The sequence below is a fragment of the Vibrio sp. EJY3 genome (assembly GCF_000241385.1).
Lineage (GTDB): Bacteria > Pseudomonadota > Gammaproteobacteria > Enterobacterales > Vibrionaceae > Vibrio > Vibrio natriegens.
Map to the genome: position 1 here is coordinate 542,546 of NC_016613.1, position 21,943 is coordinate 564,488.

Annotated in this window: 19 protein-coding genes and 1 other annotated feature; of the genes, 8 read left to right on the forward strand and 11 right to left on the reverse strand. The window is 45.3% G+C overall.

Annotation, left to right across the window (positions count from 1 at the left end; all coding sequences use genetic code 11):
• Positions 1-11: 11 nt before the first annotated feature.
• Positions 12-977 (forward strand): 4-hydroxy-3-methylbut-2-enyl diphosphate reductase, encoded by a 966-nt coding sequence (ispH, locus tag VEJY3_RS02460; RefSeq protein WP_020335931.1) that lies wholly within the window; start codon positions 12-14, stop codon positions 975-977.
• 66 nt (positions 978-1,043) lie between these two features.
• Here ispH and btsR read toward each other — a convergent pair whose 3' ends face one another.
• The 3 genes from btsR to VEJY3_RS02475 form a co-directional block, all read right to left on the reverse strand.
• Positions 1,044-1,772, reverse strand: a complete 729-nt coding sequence (gene btsR / locus VEJY3_RS02465; RefSeq protein WP_014230871.1) for a two-component system response regulator BtsR — start codon at positions 1,770-1,772, stop codon at positions 1,044-1,046.
• A gap of 32 nt (positions 1,773-1,804) precedes the next feature.
• Positions 1,805-3,475 carry a sensor histidine kinase gene (locus VEJY3_RS02470; protein WP_014230872.1) on the reverse strand — a complete coding sequence of 557 codons (1,671 nt, stop codon included), beginning with the start codon at positions 3,473-3,475 and terminating at the stop codon, positions 1,805-1,807.
• 172 nt (positions 3,476-3,647) lie between these two features.
• The gene (locus VEJY3_RS02475; protein WP_014230873.1) at positions 3,648-5,132 is read right to left on the reverse strand and encodes a carbon starvation protein A; all 1,485 of its coding nucleotides are present in this window, start codon (positions 5,130-5,132) and stop codon (positions 3,648-3,650) included.
• A gap of 330 nt (positions 5,133-5,462) precedes the next feature.
• On the opposite strand from VEJY3_RS02475, the gene VEJY3_RS02480 reads away from it, so the two are divergent.
• The gene (locus VEJY3_RS02480) at positions 5,463-5,804 is read left to right on the forward strand and encodes a DUF2799 domain-containing protein (protein WP_014230874.1); all 342 of its coding nucleotides are present in this window, start codon (positions 5,463-5,465) and stop codon (positions 5,802-5,804) included.
• A 110-nt stretch (positions 5,805-5,914) separates the two neighbouring features.
• Positions 5,915-6,244, forward strand: a complete 330-nt coding sequence (locus tag VEJY3_RS02485; RefSeq protein WP_014230875.1) for a hypothetical protein — start codon at positions 5,915-5,917, stop codon at positions 6,242-6,244.
• A gap of 64 nt (positions 6,245-6,308) precedes the next feature.
• Here VEJY3_RS02485 and murQ read toward each other — a convergent pair whose 3' ends face one another.
• Positions 6,309-7,235 carry an N-acetylmuramic acid 6-phosphate etherase gene (gene murQ, locus VEJY3_RS02490; protein WP_014230876.1) on the reverse strand — a complete coding sequence of 309 codons (927 nt, stop codon included), beginning with the start codon at positions 7,233-7,235 and terminating at the stop codon, positions 6,309-6,311.
• A gap of 16 nt (positions 7,236-7,251) precedes the next feature.
• Positions 7,252-8,364, reverse strand: a complete 1,113-nt coding sequence (locus VEJY3_RS02495; RefSeq protein ID WP_014230877.1) for an anhydro-N-acetylmuramic acid kinase — start codon at positions 8,362-8,364, stop codon at positions 7,252-7,254.
• An 89-nt stretch (positions 8,365-8,453) separates the two neighbouring features.
• Between VEJY3_RS02495 and nagZ the strand changes: the two genes are divergently transcribed.
• The 3 genes from nagZ (at position 8,454) to tyrA (ending at position 11,885) form a co-directional block, all read left to right on the forward strand.
• Positions 8,454-9,437 (forward strand): beta-N-acetylhexosaminidase, encoded by a 984-nt coding sequence (gene nagZ, locus VEJY3_RS02500; protein ID WP_014230878.1) that lies wholly within the window; start codon positions 8,454-8,456, stop codon positions 9,435-9,437.
• A 218-nt stretch (positions 9,438-9,655) separates the two neighbouring features.
• Positions 9,656-10,729, forward strand: a complete 1,074-nt coding sequence (locus VEJY3_RS02505) for a 3-deoxy-7-phosphoheptulonate synthase (RefSeq protein WP_014230879.1) — start codon at positions 9,656-9,658, stop codon at positions 10,727-10,729.
• Positions 10,730-10,757: 28 nt separating this feature from the next.
• Positions 10,758-11,885, forward strand: coding sequence for a bifunctional chorismate mutase/prephenate dehydrogenase (tyrA, locus tag VEJY3_RS02510; RefSeq protein WP_014230880.1), 1,128 nt, complete (start codon positions 10,758-10,760; stop codon positions 11,883-11,885).
• 55 nt (positions 11,886-11,940) lie between these two features.
• Here the strand turns inward: tyrA and VEJY3_RS02515 are convergent, their stop codons facing one another.
• Both VEJY3_RS02515 and ettA read right to left on the reverse strand, forming a co-directional pair.
• The gene (locus VEJY3_RS02515) at positions 11,941-12,942 is read right to left on the reverse strand and encodes a M23 family metallopeptidase (protein ID WP_014230881.1); all 1,002 of its coding nucleotides are present in this window, start codon (positions 12,940-12,942) and stop codon (positions 11,941-11,943) included.
• Positions 12,943-13,362: 420 nt separating this feature from the next.
• Positions 13,363-15,030 carry an energy-dependent translational throttle protein EttA gene (gene ettA, locus VEJY3_RS02520; protein WP_014230882.1) on the reverse strand — a complete coding sequence of 556 codons (1,668 nt, stop codon included), beginning with the start codon at positions 15,028-15,030 and terminating at the stop codon, positions 13,363-13,365.
• Positions 15,031-15,472: 442 nt separating this feature from the next.
• Here ettA and sltY point away from each other — a divergent pair, with 442 nt between their 5' ends.
• Positions 15,473-17,410, forward strand: a complete 1,938-nt coding sequence (gene sltY / locus VEJY3_RS02525; protein ID WP_014230883.1) for a murein transglycosylase — start codon at positions 15,473-15,475, stop codon at positions 17,408-17,410.
• A 13-nt stretch (positions 17,411-17,423) separates the two neighbouring features.
• Positions 17,424-17,723 (forward strand): trp operon repressor, encoded by a 300-nt coding sequence (gene trpR, locus VEJY3_RS02530; protein ID WP_014230884.1) that lies wholly within the window; start codon positions 17,424-17,426, stop codon positions 17,721-17,723.
• A 56-nt stretch (positions 17,724-17,779) separates the two neighbouring features.
• On the opposite strand, the gene yjjX is transcribed toward trpR, so the two are convergent.
• The 4 genes from yjjX to VEJY3_RS02550 all read right to left on the reverse strand — a co-directional run bounded on the left by yjjX (position 17,780) and on the right by VEJY3_RS02550 (position 21,896).
• Positions 17,780-18,313: an inosine/xanthosine triphosphatase gene (gene yjjX, locus VEJY3_RS02535; protein ID WP_014230885.1), complete on the reverse strand. Its 534-nt coding sequence runs from the start codon at positions 18,311-18,313 to the stop codon at positions 17,780-17,782.
• Between the two features lie 24 nt (positions 18,314-18,337).
• The gene (gene pheA, locus VEJY3_RS02540) at positions 18,338-19,516 is read right to left on the reverse strand and encodes a prephenate dehydratase (RefSeq protein WP_014230886.1); all 1,179 of its coding nucleotides are present in this window, start codon (positions 19,514-19,516) and stop codon (positions 18,338-18,340) included.
• Between the two features lie 12 nt (positions 19,517-19,528).
• Positions 19,529-19,650: a sequence feature (Phe leader region), on the reverse strand.
• A 108-nt stretch (positions 19,651-19,758) separates the two neighbouring features.
• Positions 19,759-20,085 carry a ribosome hibernation-promoting factor, HPF/YfiA family gene (hpf, locus tag VEJY3_RS02545; RefSeq protein ID WP_014230887.1) on the reverse strand — a complete coding sequence of 109 codons (327 nt, stop codon included), beginning with the start codon at positions 20,083-20,085 and terminating at the stop codon, positions 19,759-19,761.
• A gap of 329 nt (positions 20,086-20,414) precedes the next feature.
• The gene (locus tag VEJY3_RS02550; RefSeq protein WP_014230888.1) at positions 20,415-21,896 is read right to left on the reverse strand and encodes a lytic transglycosylase F; all 1,482 of its coding nucleotides are present in this window, start codon (positions 21,894-21,896) and stop codon (positions 20,415-20,417) included.
• Positions 21,897-21,943 lie beyond the last annotated feature (47 nt).

Below are 21,943 nucleotides of genomic sequence, written 5' to 3' on the forward strand. Positions count from 1 at the left end.
AGATAACTTCCATGAGCAATGAAATGAAAATCCTATTAGCTAACCCACGCGGTTTTTGTGCTGGCGTTGACCGTGCGATTAGCATCGTAGAGCGTGCGCTTGAAATGTATCAGCCACCGATTTATGTCCGTCATGAAGTGGTGCACAACCGTTTTGTCGTTGAAGGGCTAAAACAACGTGGTGCGATCTTCGTAGAAGAGTTGCATGAAGTGCCTGATAACAACATTGTGATTTTTTCTGCTCATGGTGTATCGCAAGCGGTTCGCCAAGAAGCCAAACAACGTGACCTTACTGTGTTTGATGCAACGTGTCCGTTGGTGACTAAAGTTCATATGGAAGTGGCTCGCGCCAGCCGTCGTAATATGGAAGTGGTACTGATCGGCCACGCCGGTCACCCTGAAGTGGAAGGCACGATGGGCCAGTACGCGAGTGAAACTGGCGGTATGTACTTAGTGGAAACACCTGCTGATGTAGAGAAGCTAAAAGCGATCGTTAAAGATCCTTCCGATCTGCATTACGTAAGCCAAACCACGCTTTCCGTTGATGAGACGGCAGACGTGATTGAAGAGCTGCGCCGCGTATTTCCTGATATTCAGGGGCCGCGAAAAGACGACATCTGCTACGCGACTCAGAACCGTCAGGATGCCGTTCGAGAAATGGCAAGTGAAGTGGATGTGATGGTCGTCGTGGGTTCCAAGAACTCATCAAATTCGACCCGTCTAAAAGAGCTAGCAGAGAAACTGGGTACACCGGGCTATTTGACGGATTGTCCTGAAGACATTAAACCTGAATGGTTTGATGGCAAAACGAAAGTCGGTGTTACTGCTGGTGCTTCAGCGCCTGAGGAACTGGTTAACCAAATCCTTGAGCGCATTAAAGAGATGGTCGGTGCGCGCGCTGTGGACGAGGTTTTAGGCCGCGAAGAGAATATGTTCTTTGAAGTACCAAAAGAGCTGCAAATCAAGCAAGTAGACTGATATCCAGTTTTCGAATAGGCAAAAGGCGACCTCAGGGGCGCCTTTTTTGATTAAATAGCTTGGTGCTTAATGGCTGATACCGAGCATCTCTTTGAGTACTTTTAGATAGCGACGACTCACTGGGATCTCAAAGCCAGTTTTAGTGATGATTTCCGCTAAGCCATTTTCTAATAATTTTATTTCGCTAATCGCTTTGATACTGACCAGGTACTGACGGTGACATCGCACCAGTGGCGTTTTTTCTTCAATTGTTTTCAGTGTTAACTGCGTACTGGCAGTTTGGTTAATTGAGCGAACGTGTACACCGCTGATATCACTATAGGCGCATTCCACTGTGTCAGTTGCCATGATCACAATGCGGTTGTGACCAATACAAGGTATTTGGTCTAACGTATCAGGCGTTATCGCGGAGAGCTGTTGAGTCAGTGTCGACTGGCTAATGGTCTTATGCAGACGCTTCACTGTCTTGTTGAGTCGCTCCGGATCGACGGGTTTCAGCAAATAGTCGAACGCGTTGTCTTCAAAAGCCTGAATCGCATACTGGTCATAAGCGGTCACAAAGACCACGTAGGGCATGGTTTCCGGATCAAGCATACCAAGCAGCTCAATGCCCGTGACTTGTGGCATTTGAATATCCAAGAACACCACATCTGGTTTAAGCTCATTGATTTTCTTCAGACCAAGAATGGCGTTGGAGGCATCACCTATCACCTCTACCTGGCCTGTTTCGGACAACAATTCGGCTAATTCTTCACGAGCAAATTGTTCATCATCAATGACGAGTGCGGTTAACATCCATTCTTACCTTGTAGTATTGCGACTGACCTTTACGAAGTTGTGGGAATAATAAAACTCATTTTAGTAAATTGATGCTTCTCGCACGCAATTTTTAGCGCTGAATCACGCCCAAACTGATTTGTGAGACGTTTGTCGACAATTTCCATACCTAAACCAGAGTGGTTGTCTTTAGGTGGCTCAAAACTGCCTGCATTGTCTTCCACGGTAATCAGATGACCTTGTGGATGCGCTTGGCTGTATATTCTCACTTTGCCGCCTTCCAGCATATTAGAGACGCCGTGTTTAATGGCATTTTCTACCAAAGGCTGGAGTGTAAAGCTTGGTAACTTGATGTCCAGTAATTCTGGTTCAATATCGATTTCGACTTCGAGTCGGTCAGTAAAACGAGCCTTTTCAATACTCAGGTAAGAATTCACATGAGCAAGCTCTTCTTTTAGCGTTACCGTGTTGATGTTTTGTTTTAAGTTACTGCGGAAGAAGTGCGATAAGTTTTGGATCAGCTCACGAGCTTTATCCGGGTCACGTCGCGTAATCGCACTGATGGTATTGAGCGCATTAAACAAGAAATGTGGATTAACCTGTGCGTGTAGCAATTTGATTTCTGCCTGAGCTAATAAGGTTTGTTGTTGCTGATAATCGCCATATAAAATCTGACTGGATAACAGTTGTGCAATCCCTTCTGCCATCGACATGTTTGCCGTGGAAAACAGTTTTCGCTTTGGCTCGTAGAGTTTGATAGTACCTATTACTTCTTTACCCGCTCTTAGAGGAATAATAAGCGCTGAACCCAGTTTACAGTCTTTCGCAATGGAGCACTGATAAGGGCGCTCAGAGCCATCGAGATAAATAATGTCGTTCTTTTCCATCGAGTCTAAGGTACTTTGCGATGAAATCGGGGTATTTGGTTTGTGGTGATCATCACCGATACCAACAAAGGCGAGGATTTTTTCCTGATCGGTAATCGCGACCGCGCCTACTTTTGTCTCTTCATAAATAATACGGGCGATTTTTTCTGCGTTTTCAGTGTTAAAACCGTTACTTAAAATGCCCACTGAGCGGTCGGCAATAGTTAACGCTCGGCGTGAAAAGGTCGCCGAGTACTTTTCGAAAATGGTTTTTCGGTCTTGAAGAATGCTCATGAACAGAGCAGCACCAAACGAGTTGGCAATGATCATCGGAGCAGCAATCGCTGATACCAGTTCATAAGCCTGGTCGAACGGTTTTGCGACCGCGAGCAGCAAGATCATTTGTACAACTTCAGCCACAAAAGTTACGCTGAACACGACGCTTGGGTTAAATAGCAGGGCACCTTTGTTGCGCTTGATTAGGTATACGTGAAGCAGGCCACCGATAACCCCTTCAGCCGTGGTTGAGATTGCACAAGCCAGATCGGTAAAACCACCAAGTGTGTAGCGGTGAATACCACCAGTAAGCCCTACCGCGAAACCAACCACGGGGCCACCAAATAGCCCGCCCATGACTGCACCGATAGCGCGAGTATTGGCAATTGCATCGTTAATATGCAGACCAAAATAGGTGCCGAGAATACAGAAGCCCGAGAAGAGTACGTAGCAAATTAAACGGTGGCTTAAGCGAGAAGAGATGCTCAACAGAGGCAATATAATGGGTGTTTTACTCAGCATGTACGCCAGTACTAAGTAAACACACATTTGCTGTAATAGAGAAATAACCAGTTCCATAGCGAACCTAACCTGAAATCAATGTTGTTATTGTATACCTAAGTACCCTCAAGATGCTTGGTTCAGCGACAATGCTCTAAGCCAGTATGTTGAAGTCACTTGGGTATAAAACAAAAAGAGCCTGCATTGGGCAGGCTCTCTATCTTAATCAGTCGATGAAAATGCGCTGATATTAAGCAGTTTCAGATACCGCTTGTGGTTTCTCTTCGTCAGCCAGTTCAGTTTCGCCTTTACCTTTAGAGGTTTTGATAACGTAACCCGTAACAACTAGTGAGAAGATGATACCCGCGATAGTCGACACTTGCATTGGCAGACCGAAACCTAGTGAGCTGTTGTTCAGAATGAACGTTACACACACCGTTGTCATGAACATTGCAGGGATTGTTGTAATCCAGTGCAGTTTGTTGTGACGTAGTAGGTAAGCCGACGCAGTCCAAAGCATCATTACTGCTGTAGTTTGGTTTGCGAAACCGAAGTAACGCCAGATGATACCGAAGTCAACTTGAGTCAGGATACCACCGATAACGAACAGTGGAAGCGCCATTAGTAGACGGTTGCGCAGTGTTTTCTGTTCCATGTTGAAGTATTCAGCAAGGATCAAGCGGCTTGAACGGAACGCTGTGTCACCTGAAGTAATAGGTAGGATAACCACACCTAGGAACGCGATGATACCGCCGAACACACCTAGTAGACCAAATGATGCGCTGTAAACTACGTTACCCGGGCCGCCGTTCTTCACTGCTTCTGACAGTGCGTCTAGAGAGCCGAAGAAAGACAGTGCGATAGCACACCAGATTAGCGCGATAACACCTTCACCGATCATTGCACCGTAGAATACGAAGCGACCGTTTTTCTCGTTTTCCATACAACGTGCCATCAGTGGAGACTGAGTCGCGTGGAAGCCAGAGATTGCACCACATGCGATAGTGATGAACAGTGCTGGCCAAAGAGGCATGTCATTCGGGTTTAGGTTGCTGAACATGTCCGATACTTGGAAGTCACCCATTACTGTGTGCTCGCTAGAGAATGCGACAGCAGTCATCAGGCCAACAGACATGAAAATCAGTAGTGCGCCAAATAGTGGGTAGAAACGGCCGATGATCTTATCAACAGGAACGATAGTCGCAATGATGTAGTACGCAAAGATTGCGATAACCATTGTTGTCATGCTTACGTTTAGGCTTGTTTGATCGTTGATTAGGTTTGTGATCATGCCAGCCGGTGCTGATACGAATACCACACCAACAAGAAGCAGTAAGACAATGGCAAAAATGTTCATAAAGTGTTTTGCGCCATTACCTAGGTAACGTCCAGTAATGGTTGGTACAGAAGCACCGCCGTTACGAACAGATAGCATACCTGAGAAGTAATCGTGTACCGCGCCAGCAAAAATCCAGCCGATAACAATCCATAACATTGCCGCTGGGCCGTATAGCGCACCCATGATTGGGCCAAAGATAGGACCTACGCCAGCGATGTTAAGTAGCTGAACAAGGTAAACTTTCTTGGTTGACATTGGAACATAGTCAACACCATCTGCTTTAGTGTGAGCAGGCGTTTGGCGTTTTTCATTGATGCCGAAAATTTTCTCGACGAAAGCGCCGTAGATGAAGTATCCGCCGATTAGGGCTGCGACACAGGTTAGAAACCACATCATAACTATTGTCCTTGGTTAGTAGGATAGGGTAATTGTTTTAATTTCAGGATGCATGTTAAGGGCTGCTTTTGTTAATTGCATTCGCTTAGTCGGTAAGTGGTCGAATAGGACTACGAGTGGTCGATATAGCCTTTGAGTGGTTTTGGGCACCGCTCAGTGGTTGCTCTGAGCCGTGAATGGTATTTGGCTGGAATGAGTGGTTCTGATTTCACGTTTAGCGGTTGCTTACCACTGTCAGGGGTTAAATACGCAGATAAACGGTCAAAGTGAGGATTTAGTGGTAAGCTTATTTTGAAAACAAATTTTTAAAACAAAGAGTTAAGGGGAAATATGAAAAAGGCAACGTTAGGGTTAGCGCTGGCTTTACTGGCAGGGTGTTCCGCTACTACAGAAGATCTCGCTCAGTCAGGCGACTGGTATCAAATCGGTTATCAGGATGGCATCGCGGGTCATACATCACGCACAGTGAAAGAGCTAAGCGCAATGGGCAATGTAAAACAAGGAGATTACGACCAAGGTTATCTCGAAGGTTTGTCTGAATACTGTAACCCTGATTTTGCTTATCAGATTGGACTATCTGGTCAGTATTACGAAGGGGTGTGCGAGGGGACGAAACAGGCCCAAAAATTCCGAATGGAATGGCAGCGTGGCTGGAACGAATACAGTAACTAACGTAGTTTCATAATCAAGACGACTGTCTGACTTGTTAATCTTCTGACAAATGGGGAGGGTTTGTTTGGTCTACTTTTGCCATTGAATTTTAATTCAGAGTGATTCCGACGATGAAAAAGTACCTCCTGCTCACCTTAGTTTTATTGCCGCTGACCGCTAGTGCATCTAATGCGCTAAAGGATACCATTAAAGCTAAACGTAAATACGAGCATAGCAAAAGCCATATTACTAATACGCTTGATAACACTAAGCGTGATATCGAAGAGATCACCAGTGGCACCTACGTACAGAATCAGGCCAAACGTGAGGCCAAGAAAGCGACGAGCAAGTACACCAATAAAGTGGAAAACGTCAAAAACGCCACCGACCCCGAACATATTAAACGTAAAGCGAATAATGAGCTCAATCGCCAGTTTGATGAATGGCTCTATGAAGATTAATCAACGTTAAATAGACGAGTAAAGGTGACACGAAGTCACTTTTTTTATGCTTACCTGTTTGTGATTATTTCGGCTGGTGGTTTTCTACCGCTTTACGCAGGAAGCCATCCTGATGCGCCAGTTGCTGGCGAGCGGAGTCGATATCCAGATCTGTGAGGATCATTAAGATCGCTAGTTTTACCTCATAGTCTGTTTGTTTGAGCACGGCTGTTGCCTGATCTTTACTGCAGTCCGTCGCTTGCATCACGATACGAGCGGCGCGTGCAACCAGTTTGTCATTGGTGGCTTTAACATCCACCATTAAGTTTTGGTAGCTCTTACCAATGCGGATCATGCTTGCTGTTGTCAGCATGTTCAGCACCAGTTTCTGTGCCGTTCCTGACTTAAGACGGGTAGAGCCTGTTAATGCTTCCGGACCGACAACCGGGCTGATCGCGATATCAGCGATGTCGGCAATAGGAGAGTCAGGGTTACAAGACAGCGCTACTGTTGTTGCGCCAATCTCATTGGCATACTCTAATCCACCAATCACATAAGGCGTTCTGCCACTTGCTGCGATGCCGACAACCACATCGCTTTTATTGAAGTTGAGTTTCTTTAAATCTTGCTCGCCGAGTAAAGGAGAATCTTCAGCACCTTCTTTCGCTTTGAGGATAGCTTCTGGTCCGCCAGCTATTAAGCCAATGACCATTTTGTCGGATACCCCAAACGTTGGCGGGCACTCTGATGCATCCAAAACGCCTAAACGACCACTGGTACCAGCACCCATATAAACCAGCCTGCCGCCCGCTTTAAATGCTGCAGTGATCTTATCGACCGCCAATGCTATCTCAGGAAGGACCTTTTCTACAGCAAGAGGAACCAGTTTGTCTTGCTGATTAATGCGCTGAACAATATCCAGTGAAGGCAGTAAGTCGATATCCATTGTTTCTGGGTTACGACCTTCAGAAACGAGCTGGGATAAAGCTGCAATAAGTGCGTCGTTTGTCATAATTAAGCCTTCATTATTAATTTTTTGAATACAGTACACCGAGTGAAGCCAGTCGGCTTGCTCCGGTGACTTCCGGTAAATTGCTCGGCAAACCGTGAATATGGCGCTGAGCTAACCAGGCAAACGCCATTGCTTCCATATAGTCGCCATCAACGCCTTTTTCGTTGGTTGTGGTCACTTGCCATTGAGGCATTAATTCGCTTAAGCGTTGCATCAACAGTGGGTTTCTCGCTCCGCCACCACAAACCAGCAGTAGCGGAGATGTGCCGTAAGTAAATTTCTCTACTTCACTGGCGATGGTGACGGCGGAGTATTCACATAATGTGCGCTGAACATCTTCTGCAGAGAGTGAATGCCCAGTCAGTTGGGATTGTAACCAGTTGATATTGAATAGTTCGCGGCCGGTACTTTTGGGTGCTGCGCGTGTTAAATAAGGCTCTTGAAGTAATTGATTGAGCAGTACCGGATTGACTGTACCTTGCAGTGCAAATTGTGCGTCTTTATCGAACCCTTGCGTCGTATGCTTCTCACACCAGGCATCCATCAACAAATTACCAGGCCCAGTATCGTAACCAATCACCGGTTGCTGTGGGTGCAAAACGGAAACATTGGCAATTCCACCGATGTTTAAAACTACGGTTGTCGAGTCTTGCATCGCGAAGATACTTTTGTGGAAAGCTGGTACAAGAGGAGCGCCTTGCCCGCCGAGTGCCATGTCCTTACGACGAAAATCCGCCACGGTGTCGATACCGGTTTTCACCGCGATAATATTGGCATCACCCAATTGAGTGGTAAATGGATACTCGCCAGTTGGCTGGTGGAAAACGGTTTGACCATGGTTGCCAATAGCCCGGACTTGCTCAGCGGAATAGCCTGATTTATCCAACAACTGGAGGACGGCATCGGCAAAGAGGTGACCAAGCTGGTGGTCGAGTTCACCAATGGTTTTCAGGTTCGTCTCCTGACCAGTGCATACGGACAATAAAGCCTGTTTCAGATGGGCAGGCATTGGATAATCATCGTGGGCAATAAGCTGAACGTGGTTTCCTTTAATCTCAACCAAAGCCGTATCGACACCATCCATACTCGTGCCAGACATCACGCCAATGTAAAGTTCGTTAAAATTCACAGCCGATCTCGTCAATTCTTCATTCGCTTATTGTAAAGCAAATCTGAAGCGAATAACCTCATTTGGTACCAGATATTTGAGGAGAAAACATGGGTCCGTTATGGGTTGACGTTGCAGGCTATGAGCTGACTGCTGAAGACAAAGAAATTTTGGAGCATCCAACGGTTGGTGGCTTGATTCTGTTTACACGGAATTATCATGATAGCGAGCAACTTCAGGCGCTTACCCAGTCTATCCGCAAAGCGGCGAAACGTCCGCTACTGATTGGTGTCGATCAGGAAGGAGGGCGCGTACAGCGATTTCGTGAGGGCTTTTCTCTTATCCCTGCTGCTGATGAATATGCAAAACATCAAAATAGTGAAGAGCTTGCTCGAATGGGCGGCTGGCTTATGGCAGCGGAGCTGATTGCTCATGACATTGATTTGAGCTTCGCCCCTGTATTGGATAAAGGCCATCAGTGTAAAGCGATTGGAAGTCGGGCTTTTGGCGAAGATGCAGATACTATCCTTCGTCATAGCACTGCTTACATGCAAGGGATGAAAAGCATCGGTATGGCGACAACAGGCAAACACTTTCCCGGACATGGTGGCGTGATTGCTGACTCTCATCTGGAAACGCCCTATGACGAGCGCAGTGACATTTTTGAGCAAGACATGGCGATTTTCAAAGCTCAGATCGAGGCGGGTATTTTGGATGCCATGATGCCAGCTCACGTCATTTTTCCGAACTACGACTCTCAACCTGCCAGCGGTTCCGAATATTGGCTGAAAACAATTCTGCGTCAGCAACTTGGTTTCAAAGGTTTGATCTTCTCTGATGACTTGACCATGGAAGGCGCGGTTATCATGGGCGGTCCTGCAGAACGCTCCATTCAGGCTTTGAATGCAGGGTGCGATATGCTGTTGATGTGCAATAAAAGAGAGGCTCAGGTCGCAGCTCTGGACAACTTACCTATCACGAGTGTGCCGCAAGCCAGCGCGTTACTGAAAAAACAGAGCTTTTCTCTGAGTGAGCTCAAGTTGTCACAAGAGTGGAAACAAGCCAGCGAAGCGATGAAGCGTTTAACTCCATAAACTTCAATACTTGTAAGCACGTAAACTGCTAAAAACACCGAACTCAAGCCAAACTTAAGTTAAGTTTGGCTTTTATTTTGTGTAAAAATAAATTTACAGTAAATGTTTTTTAAAATGTACACTTGTTTTTATCGTTTAGCCTGTTATCTTGTCGTTAAAGATTAGTTGTCTCACCAAGGATTTGGTTGGGTGTAAAAAATAATATACAGGTCAAGATTATGAAAAAAAGTGAATTGAGCGACATTAACATCGTCGAAGAACAGGTTCTTATCACTCCAGATGAGTTAAAAGCGAAATTGCCTCTGAGTGACAATGCACGCCGCTTTATCCAAGAATCTCGTCAAACTATTGCTGACATCATTCATAAGAAAGATCACCGTTTGCTTGTTGTGTGTGGACCTTGTTCTATCCACGATATTGATGCGGCGAAAGACTACGCAAAACGTCTTAAAGCGCTTTCAGAACAACTAAGTGACCAACTGTATATTGTAATGCGTGTTTACTTTGAAAAGCCTCGTACTACCGTTGGCTGGAAAGGTTTAGTTAACGACCCGCATCTGGATGGCAGTTTTGATATCGAACATGGTCTGCATGTTGGCCGTGAACTGCTGGTTGACCTGGCAGAGATGGAAATTCCGCTAGCGACAGAAGCTCTTGACCCAATCAGCCCACAGTACATCGCAGATACCTTTAGCTGGGCAGCAATTGGTGCGCGTACTACCGAATCGCAAACTCACCGTGAAATGGCGAGTGGCCTGTCTATGCCAATTGGTTTTAAAAACGGTACTGATGGTAGCTTGGCGACAGCAATCAATGCGATGCAAGCAGCATCATCTAGCCACCGTTTCATGGGTATTAACCGTGAAGGACAAGTTGCACTGCTCACGACTCAGGGCAACGCGAATGGTCACGTGATTCTTCGTGGCGGTAAGCAGACGAACTACGATTCAGTATCCGTGACTGAGTGTGAACAAGAAATGGCGAAGTCAGGTCTTGATGCATCACTGATGGTGGACTGTAGCCACGCTAACTCACGTAAAGACTACCGCCGTCAGCCACTGGTCGCTGAAGACGTGATCCATCAAATTCGTGAAGGCAACAAGTCTATTATCGGACTGATGATTGAAAGTCACATCAACGAAGGCAACCAGTCTTCTGACCTGAAACTTGAAGAGATGGAATACGGTGTATCTATCACCGATGCATGTATCAATTGGGAGTCAACTGAGGCACTATTACGTCATGCACACGAAGAGCTGGTGCCTTTCTTAGAGAATCGCCTAAAAGGCTAAAAAACGGAACTTATTTAAAGGAACATCAATGGCAGTTGAACTTAACGCATTACGCGATCAGATTGATGCAGTCGACAAGCAAATGCTTGAGCTTCTAGCCCAGCGTTTATCGCTGGTAGAAAAAGTGGGTGAAGTAAAAAGCGAACACGGTTTGCCAATTTATGCCCCCGACCGAGAGGCCGCGATGTTAGCGTCTCGTCGAGCTGAAGCTGAAAAAATTGGGGTACCCCCACAGCTAATCGAAGACATTCTTCGTCGTACTATGCGTGAGTCTTATGCCAGTGAGAAAGATTCCGGATTTAAGTGTTTGAACCCAGAATTACGCTCAGTTGTGATTATCGGTGGTAATGGTCAACTGGGCGGCCTGTTTGGCCGCATGTTCAAATTGTCGGGCTACCAGGTCAAAGTTCTGGGCAGTAAAGATTGGGATCGTGCGGATGAAATCCTGGACAACGCGGGTTTAGTCGTGGTCACGGTACCGATTCATCTGACGGAAGGGGTTATCGAGAAGCTGGGTAACTTACCAGAAGATTGCATTTTGTGTGATTTAACCTCGATTAAGTCGAAGCCACTGCAAGCGATGCTCAAGGTGCACGCTGGCCCGGTTGTTGGTCTTCACCCGATGTTTGGCCCTGATGTTCCTAGCCTTGCGAAGCAGGTTATTGTGTACTGTGATGGCCGTGGGAACGAGCATTACCAATGGCTGCTCCAACAATTTGGTATTTGGGGCGCAAGTTTGTGTCAGATTGACGCAGAAGAGCACGATCATGGCATGACGCTGATTCAGGCACTGCGCCACTTTACGTCGTTTGCTTACGGCATGCACTTAAGTAAAGAGAACCCGAATATCGATCAGTTGCTCAAACTAAGCTCGCCTATCTACCGCCTTGAATTGGCGATGGTTGGGCGACTGTTTGGTCAGGACCCGAATTTGTACGGTGATATCATTTTCTCTTCTCAAGAGAATATCGACATGATCAAGCGATTCCATCAGCGTTTGGGTGATGCGGTGGCGATCCTGGATAGCAAAGACAAAGCGCGATTCATCGAAAGTTTCAAACAGGTGAGCGATTGGTTTGGTACTTACTCTCAACAATTTATGAATGAGAGCCAGAATCTGCTCAAGCAAGCCAATGATAATATTCATCGTGGCTAACAGCCTGATATAAAAAAAGAGCAGCTTTGGCTGCTCTTTTTTTATTTGAAGAAAATCAGTTAACGGCTGTCTCGTTACCTTCTTCACTGGACACGGTGTTGATGCTGGTGTCTCGGTAAGGCGAATTAGTTAAGTTGATTTGCAGACGAACAACGTTGTCAATCAACTGAACTAATGGACCCCATTTAACTTTATTCTCTTTTTCAAACACGTAGTTGAAATTCTCTGGTGTCCAGTCCATCAAGTATTGAGGATTCAATGCTCGCCCGAGGAAGCGCACTTCATAATGCAGGTGAGGTCCGGTCGAATTACCAGAGTTACCACATTGAGCAATAACATCCCCTTTACTGACAAATTCCCCGCTTTTCACTTTGAATTTTTGCAGGTGCGCATAAGAACTCATAAAACCAAACGAATGGCGTAAAGTCAGGTAGTTGCCATAGCCTCGATTACCCGGACGAACCGTCTCTACAACCCCATCGGCAGGAGCCAGCACCTCTTCACCACGCTTACAGGTTAGGTCGATACCAGTATGAACGTGTTTCTTCCCTGAAATCGGGTTGATTCGAGTGCCATAAGAGGACGAGATGCGCTGATAAGTGATTGGGCTGTCGTTAGGAATAAGGCGGAACATGGTTGCACGTACAGCAGAATCTATTGCCGCTGCGTCAATTCTCTCTTCCAGTGCCAAATTGTTTTCATCAAGCATCAGCTCTTCGTCGGCTAATCCAAGTACCGACTCGACATCGAATACACGTTTACCCAGCAGCTGAATTTGGTTATTTCTGTCAGTCAAAGATTGAGATAACGAGTGGTTGGTATCAAGCTGTTCTTCGTAAAGTGCGGTGATTTCGTTTTTCTCACTCTCCAGTTTAGCGACGGCTTGAACCAGTACATCCTGATCATAGCGCTGTTGCTGGTTCATATACCATGCACCACCAATAACGGCAGGTAACGCGATGACCGAAGCCAGCACTGTGACGACCGAAATGCGGCCAAAGTAAAATTGCTGATCGCCGTTTTTTGTCGGGATCTGAATGATGATTTTTTTAGACATAGTGATAGTTACTTAAGTAGGCATTTGATTATTTATTTCCTAAAGCGAAAGCAGCGTTAACTTTCGTATGGAAGTTCGTTATTGCCTACATTCAATTCTGAAAATTACTTTTGTTGGCTGTACTTTCAATGAGCATCAGCCTAATTAGTTGGTTCGATGGGCAGAGGAGTTTGGTCGACAATTGATGAAAAAAGTCGTCTCTCCACTTTATTATTTTTATTACCAATGACTCGAACGGACTGAATCATATATCAAAAAGCACAAAAAGTGTGCGAATATTATCTGAAAGTGTCGGGATGGCTAAAAAGTGATGTTGGTTCAGCCTTCAGAAAACGAAAGGCCGCTATGATAGCGGCCTTTGTTCAAATTACAATCGGACTTTCCTGACTGTGTCAGGTAGCGACCATGAATCTGTAGAGATTACTTCGCGATACGTTTGTATTTGATGCGATGAGGTTCTGCAGCTTCAGGACCAAGCGTCTTCTTCAACCAGTCCATGTACTCGGTGTAGTTTCCTTCGTAGAAGTTAACCTGACCTTCGTCACGGTAGTCGATGATGTGTGTTGCGATACGGTCAAGGAACCAACGGTCGTGCGAGATAACCATTGCACAGCCTGGGAATTCAAGTAGCGCTTCTTCTAGTGCACGTAGCGTTTCAACGTCAAGGTCGTTGGTTGGTTCATCGAGTAACAGTACGTTGCCGCCCGCTTTCAGTAGTTTCGCTAGGTGTACACGGTTACGCTCACCACCAGATAGCTCACCGATTATTTTCTGTTGATCAGAGCCTTTGAAGTTGAAACGTGAACAGTATGCACGTGCAGGGATTTCGAAGTTGTTGATCTTAATGATATCAGCGCCTTCAGAAATCTCTTGGAATACAGTGTTCTTGTCGTTCATTGAGTCACGGAACTGCTCAACCGATGCCAGTTTCACAGTATCACCCAGTTCGATAGTGCCTGAATCTGGTTGCTCTGTGCCGCTTAGCATTTTGAATAGCGTTGACTTACCTGCACCGTTGGCACCGATAATACCGACGATCGCACCTTTAGGGATGCTGAATGACAAGTCATCAATCAGTACACGGCCGTCGAACGATTTCGTCAGGTTATTCACTTCGATAACCTTGTCACCTAGGCGCTCACCTGGCGGGATAAATAGTTCGTTGGTCTCGTTACGTTTTTGATGGTCAGTGTTTTGAAGCTCTTCAAAACGAGCCATACGCGCTTTCGATTTCGCCTGACGACCTTTAGGGTTTTTGCGTACCCACTCAAGTTCTTTCTCGATGGTCTTTTGACGAGCGCTTTCTTGTGATGCTTCTTGTTGTAGACGTGCATCTTTTTGCTCTAGCCAAGAGGTGTAGTTACCTTCCCATGGAATACCTTCACCACGGTCAAGTTCAAGAATCCAGCCAGCAGCGTTATCAAGGAAGTAACGGTCGTGGGTAATCGCTACAACAGTACCTGTGTAATCAACCAGGAAGCGTTCTAGCCAAGCAACAGACTCGGCATCCAAGTGGTTGGTTGGTTCGTCGAGAAGAAGCATGTCTGGCTTTTCTAGTAGAAGACGACAAATAGCGACACGACGACGCTCACCACCTGACAGATGGGCAATCTTTTGATCCCACTCAGGAAGACGCAAAGCATCCGCTGCGCGTTCCAGAGCATTATCAAGATTATGGCCATCTTTCGCTTGAATCAGAGCTTCCAGCTCGCCTTGTTCTTTTGCCAGAGCATCGAAATCCGCATCTGGTTCAGCGTATGCTGCATATACCGCGTCCAAACGTTGAAGCGCGCCTGCAACGTCTGATACCGCTTCTTCTACGATCTCACGAACGGTTTTTGATTCATCAAGTACCGGCTCCTGTGGAAGGTAGCCAACGTTTAGCCCAGGTTGTGGACGTGCTTCACCGTCGATATCCGTGTCGATCCCCGCCATGATACGTAGCAGAGTCGATTTACCTGCACCGTTCAGACCTAAAACACCGATTTTCGCACCAGGGAAGAAGCTCAGAGAGATGTCTTTAAGAATTTGACGCTTAGGTGGCACAATTTTGCTCACCCGCGACATGGTATATACGTATTCAGCCATTGCCGATCGTTCCTAAATTAACTGTTATTCAAACCCACTATTTTATACCAACTGCCTGATATACCCAAATGACTTCAGGATACCCAATTCAGAGCCTTGTCACTGACCGGCATAAATAGTTTACCTGGGGCTATTTGTTACCGCGCTGCAAGAATTTTACCTGTTATACGATTTCTTATCCTCTGCTGACCGGAAACTTACATGGTTACGGTATACACTTTTGTTATTCGCTTGAAGTGAAGAATGGATTTCTTTGCACATTATGAACTTCTCGTCCTCATTGCTGCAAAAGTTAACGAGTATAAATTTTAATACATCAATTCACTTTACATTGGTTGCATATTTCTGTGTAAATGTATGCATATACTTAAAGTGCCTTTGAAACATAAACTCTAAGAAAACTAGGCTTTGAGGCAATAAATGTCTGGGGAAAAATATACAAATGAGATTCAACGTTACGGAATTGGCTAAAAGTGTATGCTGTGCTGCTGCTTTATGTGCGGTTAGTCTGACAGCGAACGCCGCGCTTAGCTTAGAAAAACAGCGCGAAGTGTATGAGCAGGCTCAAAATCTATTAGATAAAAATGACATCAACGGGTACTTAGTGATCCGTCCCAAAATTGCGGACTATCCACTAACACCTTATGTGGACTACCGTACTTTCATTCGACAGTTACCGAGTAAGTCCCCAAAACAAGTTAATGACTTTATCGCCGAGTACGAGACTTTTCCTTTTTCTCGCCGTGTTAGCGCTCCTTATCTGAATCATCTCTACAAAGAGAAAGATTGGAAGGCCATTACTGAGTTTCAAAAAGTGATACCCAGTGGCGAGCGCTACCAGTGCATTTTTTACCAGGCGAATTTGAAGCAGGGTAAACAAGTTGCGGCGTTTAAAGGCGCGGAAGATATGTGGTTAAGCGGTTCAAGTATCGCTTCTGAGTGTGACCCACTATTTTCTGCCTGGGATAAAGCGGGCGGAAGAACTGACGATTTGATATTACAGCGAATGTTACTGGCGTTTGATGCACGTAACGGCAGTCTGATGAGTTATCTGCAAAAGCTACCAAAGTCGGCCAAAGCGAAACAACAAGCCCAAGATATGAAGGCGTTGTTTGATAAGCCTGCCTCGGTCGCTGAATTTGCCAAGAAAAAGCCCGCGAACGATTTTAATCGTGCTCAGAGTCAATATGCGTTAGAAAAGTTAGCTCGTATGAATATCGAGCAGGCACAACAAGCGTATGACTCGGTGGTAAAAGGGCAGAAATTTTCTCCTGAAAAAGCACAGTCTTTGGCAGATTACATTGCCTTTAGGCTGACGCGTACAGAGTCGGCCAGTCTGGCTAAATGGCGAGATGACAAGACAAAAACCAGTCAGGACTTGCCACTCATCGAGACTCGTATTCGCCTCGCGGTGCAAAATGCAGACTGGAAAGGGGTTCAGGAGTGGATAGCGGTTCTTAACAAAGAAGAGCAGGCGACGCTGCGATGGCAATATTGGTTGGGCCGAAGTGAGATTGCACTGGGAGATGACATTGCGGGTAAGAAGCGTTTAGCAACATTGGTTGGAGAGCGTAACTTTTATAGTGTCGCAGCCGCAAACGCGATAGGGCAGTCGATCAAATATCCAAGTCACCGAATCAAATTAGACAGTAAGGCCGTTCAGCCTTATCACGATGCTTTGGCGCGTATTTCGGAGATGATTGCGACAGACAAGATTTCTGCAGCAAAGAGCGAGTGGGCGCATTTGCTCCGTCGAGTGAATAAAGACGACAAAGCCATGCTAGCGGCTTATGCCTCTTCGAAGCATTGGCATCATCTGACTGTTACCGCAAGTATTCAAGCTCAGATGTGGGACAATATTGAATTACGGTTCCCTGTTGCGCATCAATGGTGGTTTAATTTCTATGCGAAGAAGCATGATATCGACCCGGTTACCATGATGTCTTTGGCAAGGCAAGAAAGTGCGTTGGATGTAGAGGCTCGTTCACCCGTTGGTGCTCGCGGTATCATGCAGATAATGCCTGAAACTGCAAAATACACCGCACGCAAGTACAAGTTAAAGTATCAAGGTACTGAAGAGTTGTATAACGTCGGTAAAAATATCGAAATTGGCAGCCATTACCTGCAAGGTTTATTGGAGGATTACGATAATAATCGTATTTTTGCTCTAGCGGCTTATAATGCTGGCCCTAACAGAGTGAAAACGTGGCGAGAGCGAACCCAGGGAAAAGTGGATGCTTATGCCTTTATTGAGGCGATTCCATTTAAAGAAACACGTGGTTATGTTCAGAACATCTTAATGTTTGAAACTTACTACCGTGATCTTTTGGGTATCGATGGCGCGTTCTTGAATCAACATGAGATCAATACCAAGTATTGAGTGAGGTAACTTGATGTCACACGAACCCGAGTACACAGACTGGCAGCAGATTCTTGAGCTAATTCGAACAAGTGTCGATAGTCAGCAGCATGAAATGTTTTTAACGATGCTGATGACGCCTGATGAACGAGATTCATTAATTGCCCGAGTGAACATTCTTAATGAACTGCTCAAAGGCGAGTTATCTCAACGTCAGATCAGCCAGATGCTAGGCGTGGGCATTGCAACCATCACACGTGGCTCAAATGAGTTGAAATCCAAATCGGATGAAGAGAAAGAACAGCTCAAAGCATTATTAGAGCCAACAGAGTAAAACAAAAGGGCGGAGATTCCGCCCTTTTTAATACCACTAGAATAGGAACGTGAGCTTTAAAGATTCGCTGGAAAGTGCTCTGTGTTGGTAAAAGGAATCAAAGCCAGAATTAAGGCTTGATGATATACCGAGCTGCGCGTCAATTGGTTTTGGGTCAATAGACTGATTGCGCCACCCTTCTGTTTAATATTTTCTGTGCCAAACACGCTGTCCATGACATCGCCAAGTTCATTGGCATGTTCAAGTTGCGCCAACACTTCTGGCGGTAACATCAAACTTGCAGAGCGGGATTCGCCACGATGAGTCTGCGACTCGATCACCATCCAGGCGAAGGTAACATTGCCTTCGATACCAGCTTCTAGTCCAACATAAAAATCCCCGCCTAGAGCTTCGACTTTGGCATTTTTTACTCTATTCAATGCGCCTGTATACGTTTCTTCGTTGCTCATCGGCTGATCCGCAACTTCGCTGGGTACACTCACTCCCTCAAACTCAAAAGCCTGATTTGGAAATGCACTTTGAAACGCACTCTTAACCGCATTGATTTTTGCCGGATTTAAAGAGGCAATAACGACTTTTTGGGTTGCCATGATCTTTTTGCTCACAGGTGTCTATTAACTCAATTTAACTTGGGTTGGTTTTACATTTTCGCTAGGGTAACAACCCAGTACTTTCAGGTGCTTAGTGATCTTAGTGAGCTCTTGTAACGCTTGTTGCATCTCTTGCGAATCCAAATGAGATTCTAGGTCAACGTAGAACATTTCTTCCCATGGATTGCCCATAATAGGACGCGACTCAAGCTTGGTCATATTGATGCCATAGCGTTGCAGTACCAGTAGTGTTTCAACCAGTGAACCCGCTTGTTGAGACGTGGACATAATCAGCGTCGTCTTGGCTGGTATTTGCGTAGAAACCTCAACTGGTTTACGAGCTACTACGATAAAGCGAGTATGGTTTTCTGTTTGATTAGCGATATTGCCTTGAATCGCTTGTAGGCCGTACAACTTACCGCTTGATGCATTACCGATAGCCGCTACATCATCACGATTCAGTTCTTGGACTTTTTGCATAGCGTCGGCAGTGCTGGCGCAAGATTCCAGTTTTACGCCTTTCATGCGGCTTAGGAACTCACTGCATTGCTGATGAGGCTGAGGGTGAGAGTAAAGCGTTTTAATGTTTTCAAGACGAATGTCTTTTGTCGCTACCAGACAATGCTCAATCGGTTGTGTCAGCTCACCAACGATGTACAACGTGGTGTGTTGCAGCAAGTCATACACTTCGTTAATAGAGCCTGAGCTCGTGTTTTCAATCGGTAGGACACCGTAGTCGGCGTGACCTGATTCTACCGTCTGAGTTACTTCCCTGAAGTGTTCACAGTTCAGTTCAATCAGTTCAGTATTTTTACGGCTAAAATATTCGCGGCTTGCCAGATGTGAATATGAGCCTTTCGCACCAAGGAAAGCAACACGTGCGAGAGGTTTACGGCTTTGTTGTGGATTAACTAGATTCTGGAGATAACTTTGCTGCAGAAGAACGGAGTCTTCAATAATTGTGTGGAAAAGTTTGGTGATGTACTGAGCGTCTAAATCATATTTTTCGCGGCCATTAGAAATGAGCTTCACCAACAACTGTTGTTCACGGACAGCATCGCGAACAGGCTTTGAGGTTTGTACTTTGCTCTTGGCAACTTCAATGCTGAGTCTGCGGCGTTCAGACAACAAGCTAAGTAGCTCGTCATCAAGTTCGTTTAAACGTACACGAATATCTTCCAGAGAAATGGGTTGGTCAGTCATCAATTCTTTCCTTATAAAAAAGCCTCCCGGTTTGGGAGGCTTTCTGTTTGTTTTTGACTTTTCTTTCACAAACGAGTTCGCCCCTCCATCTATGGGAGGAAAAAGAAGTCAAAAATAAACAGAGGGGTTAAATGCATAATTAGTGCGCAATTTATGAGTGTTTAAACACAATAAGCAAGCAGGCGTAGAGCGTCAAGCAAAAAAATAGCGCCTTACGGCGCTATTTCCTCAATCTGGTCTATTTACTCTTCTTCTACTTCAAGCTCTGGCTTGTTAGCTCTGCGAGCTTCAGGCTTGTGGGTCAGCTTATTCAATTGTCGTTCTAGTTTTTGCTCCACTTCATTGATAGCTGCGTAAAGATCTTCGTGAGTTGCTGAGGCGATAAGTTGGCCTTTTGGAACCTTGATAACCGCTTCGAATTTTTTCTGTTTATTTGGTTCCTCACTGAAAGTTGCTTGGCATCCAATTAGGTCGACTTGCCATTTCTCCAGTTTTTTAAATTTGCTCTCAATATGAGCTCGGATTGCAGAGGTGATTTCGATGTTTTTGCCAGTGATATTCATTGTCATAAGTGTTTTTCCTCTGTTGCATCCCTCATGGGTTAAGTTCAGATTACTGCTTTATGGATAAATAAATGTGATCTATATCACCATTTGGTTCGAGGTTTTTAAAAGGAAAAATGAATGTGATCTCACTCAAGAAGTATCGAGATTTATCGTTAAATAGCTTGTTATCGGTTAGCAAATCATTAGATTGGATAGAGTACTCAGCTGAAAACCACCTCGTTTTTAGGGGCGTTGTACAGCCCATAATTTAGTTTGGTCAAAAATTAACTGAACAAAATACGTGATTGAAATCACGCTAGAGTATGTAATCAAAGAGAGTTTTGAAAAGCCGCTTAGTTAACAAGCGGCTTTTTGCTTTCTGGTGTTTGACTCACCTTGAGTAATGGGGTCATGAAAACCGGATCGTCCGGAGCCAACAAAACATTCTTTAACGATTTAGCGTGGTCCAAACTCTCTAATTGTTTGTATATGACGTAGTAACGGTTGATGGTGGTGACATAACCGACGGTTGCGCTGATATTCTTTCTCATCACGACTTCAACATTATTGAACCACACATTTGGGTTATATCCCTGTCTGGCGGCGAGCTTACGCATTCTCTCAACATTGCCCGGCCCAGCGTTATAGGCGGCCAAAGTGAAGTAGATTTTGTTTTCGGCGGATATGGCTTTGTCGTTGAAGTATTGCCGACGCAAAAACGCCATGTACTTCACGCCTGCATGAACGTTGTTTTCCAATTGTCGAACATTTTTGATGTTGATATTCGGATCTTGTGCGGTACTGGGTAGGATTTGCATAATGCCCACCGCGCCTCGACTGCCGACCAGGTTATTATTAAAGCCCGATTCTTTATAAGCGACGGCCGCTATCAGCAGATAATCAAAGTTATACTTCTCGCCATAGCGTGAAAACAACGCGGACAGTTTTTCTAACTGAGCAATTTTTTTCGGATTGAGCGCTTTGTTGAGCCAGTTGGTATTGTCGATGTACTTGCCGTAGATGACGTTTCCGAGCAGGGTACCGGAGCGTGATTTCTTGATGAACTTATTGACCACAGCTTTCAACTGCGGACTGTCTTTACGCATTGCCCAGCCGATTTTGCCACTTTTACGCAGTGGAACCTTTTTGTGTACTCGAATGTCATCCATTACTTTGAGCCAAAGGCTTGCTTTGTGGCTATCTAACACGATGGCTTTGACGTAGCCATTATTCAGCATGCCAACCAGTTCGTAGTCTTGGAGGGTTTCTTCAACGAAGTGGACAATGACAGGTGGTAATCCTTTCTTGTTTAAAGTTTTATTAAGAGATTGAATGCTTTCAAAATAACTGGAGCTAGCTCGGACCCATATCTCTTTTCCACTCAGTTGCTCTAGCTTTGTGATGGCGGGTGTTTTTTTGTTGGTAACGATCCACTCTTGAATTCCCGAAATTATTGGGGAGCTAAAATCGACTTTTTCTTTACGGCTATCAGTAATCGTCAGGTTTGCGACAATTAAGTCGCCAGAGCCTTTGTTTAAAGCGGGAATCAACTGGTCACGAGCAAGAGGGATAATTTGTACGTTTAGTTTCGGTTTGATTTTACGTAAATCTTTCTCGAAATGAGCCAGAAGCTCTGCACCAATTCCTTTAGGAGTTCCGCCTTCAATGTAGTAAAAACCCAGGTCAGCAGAGACAAGCACGCGTAGCAAGTTCTTCTCTTTTATGACGTCTAAATCACCGGTATACGGTGGCTGTTTCAACGGTGAAATTTGTAATGCGCAAACAGATGCTGACAGCAGGATCAGTAATATTGCCCATAGCTTAGATAATCTCACGTTCACGTCCAGGTTAATGGTGGGAGAGCTTTAAGCATATATTGTGC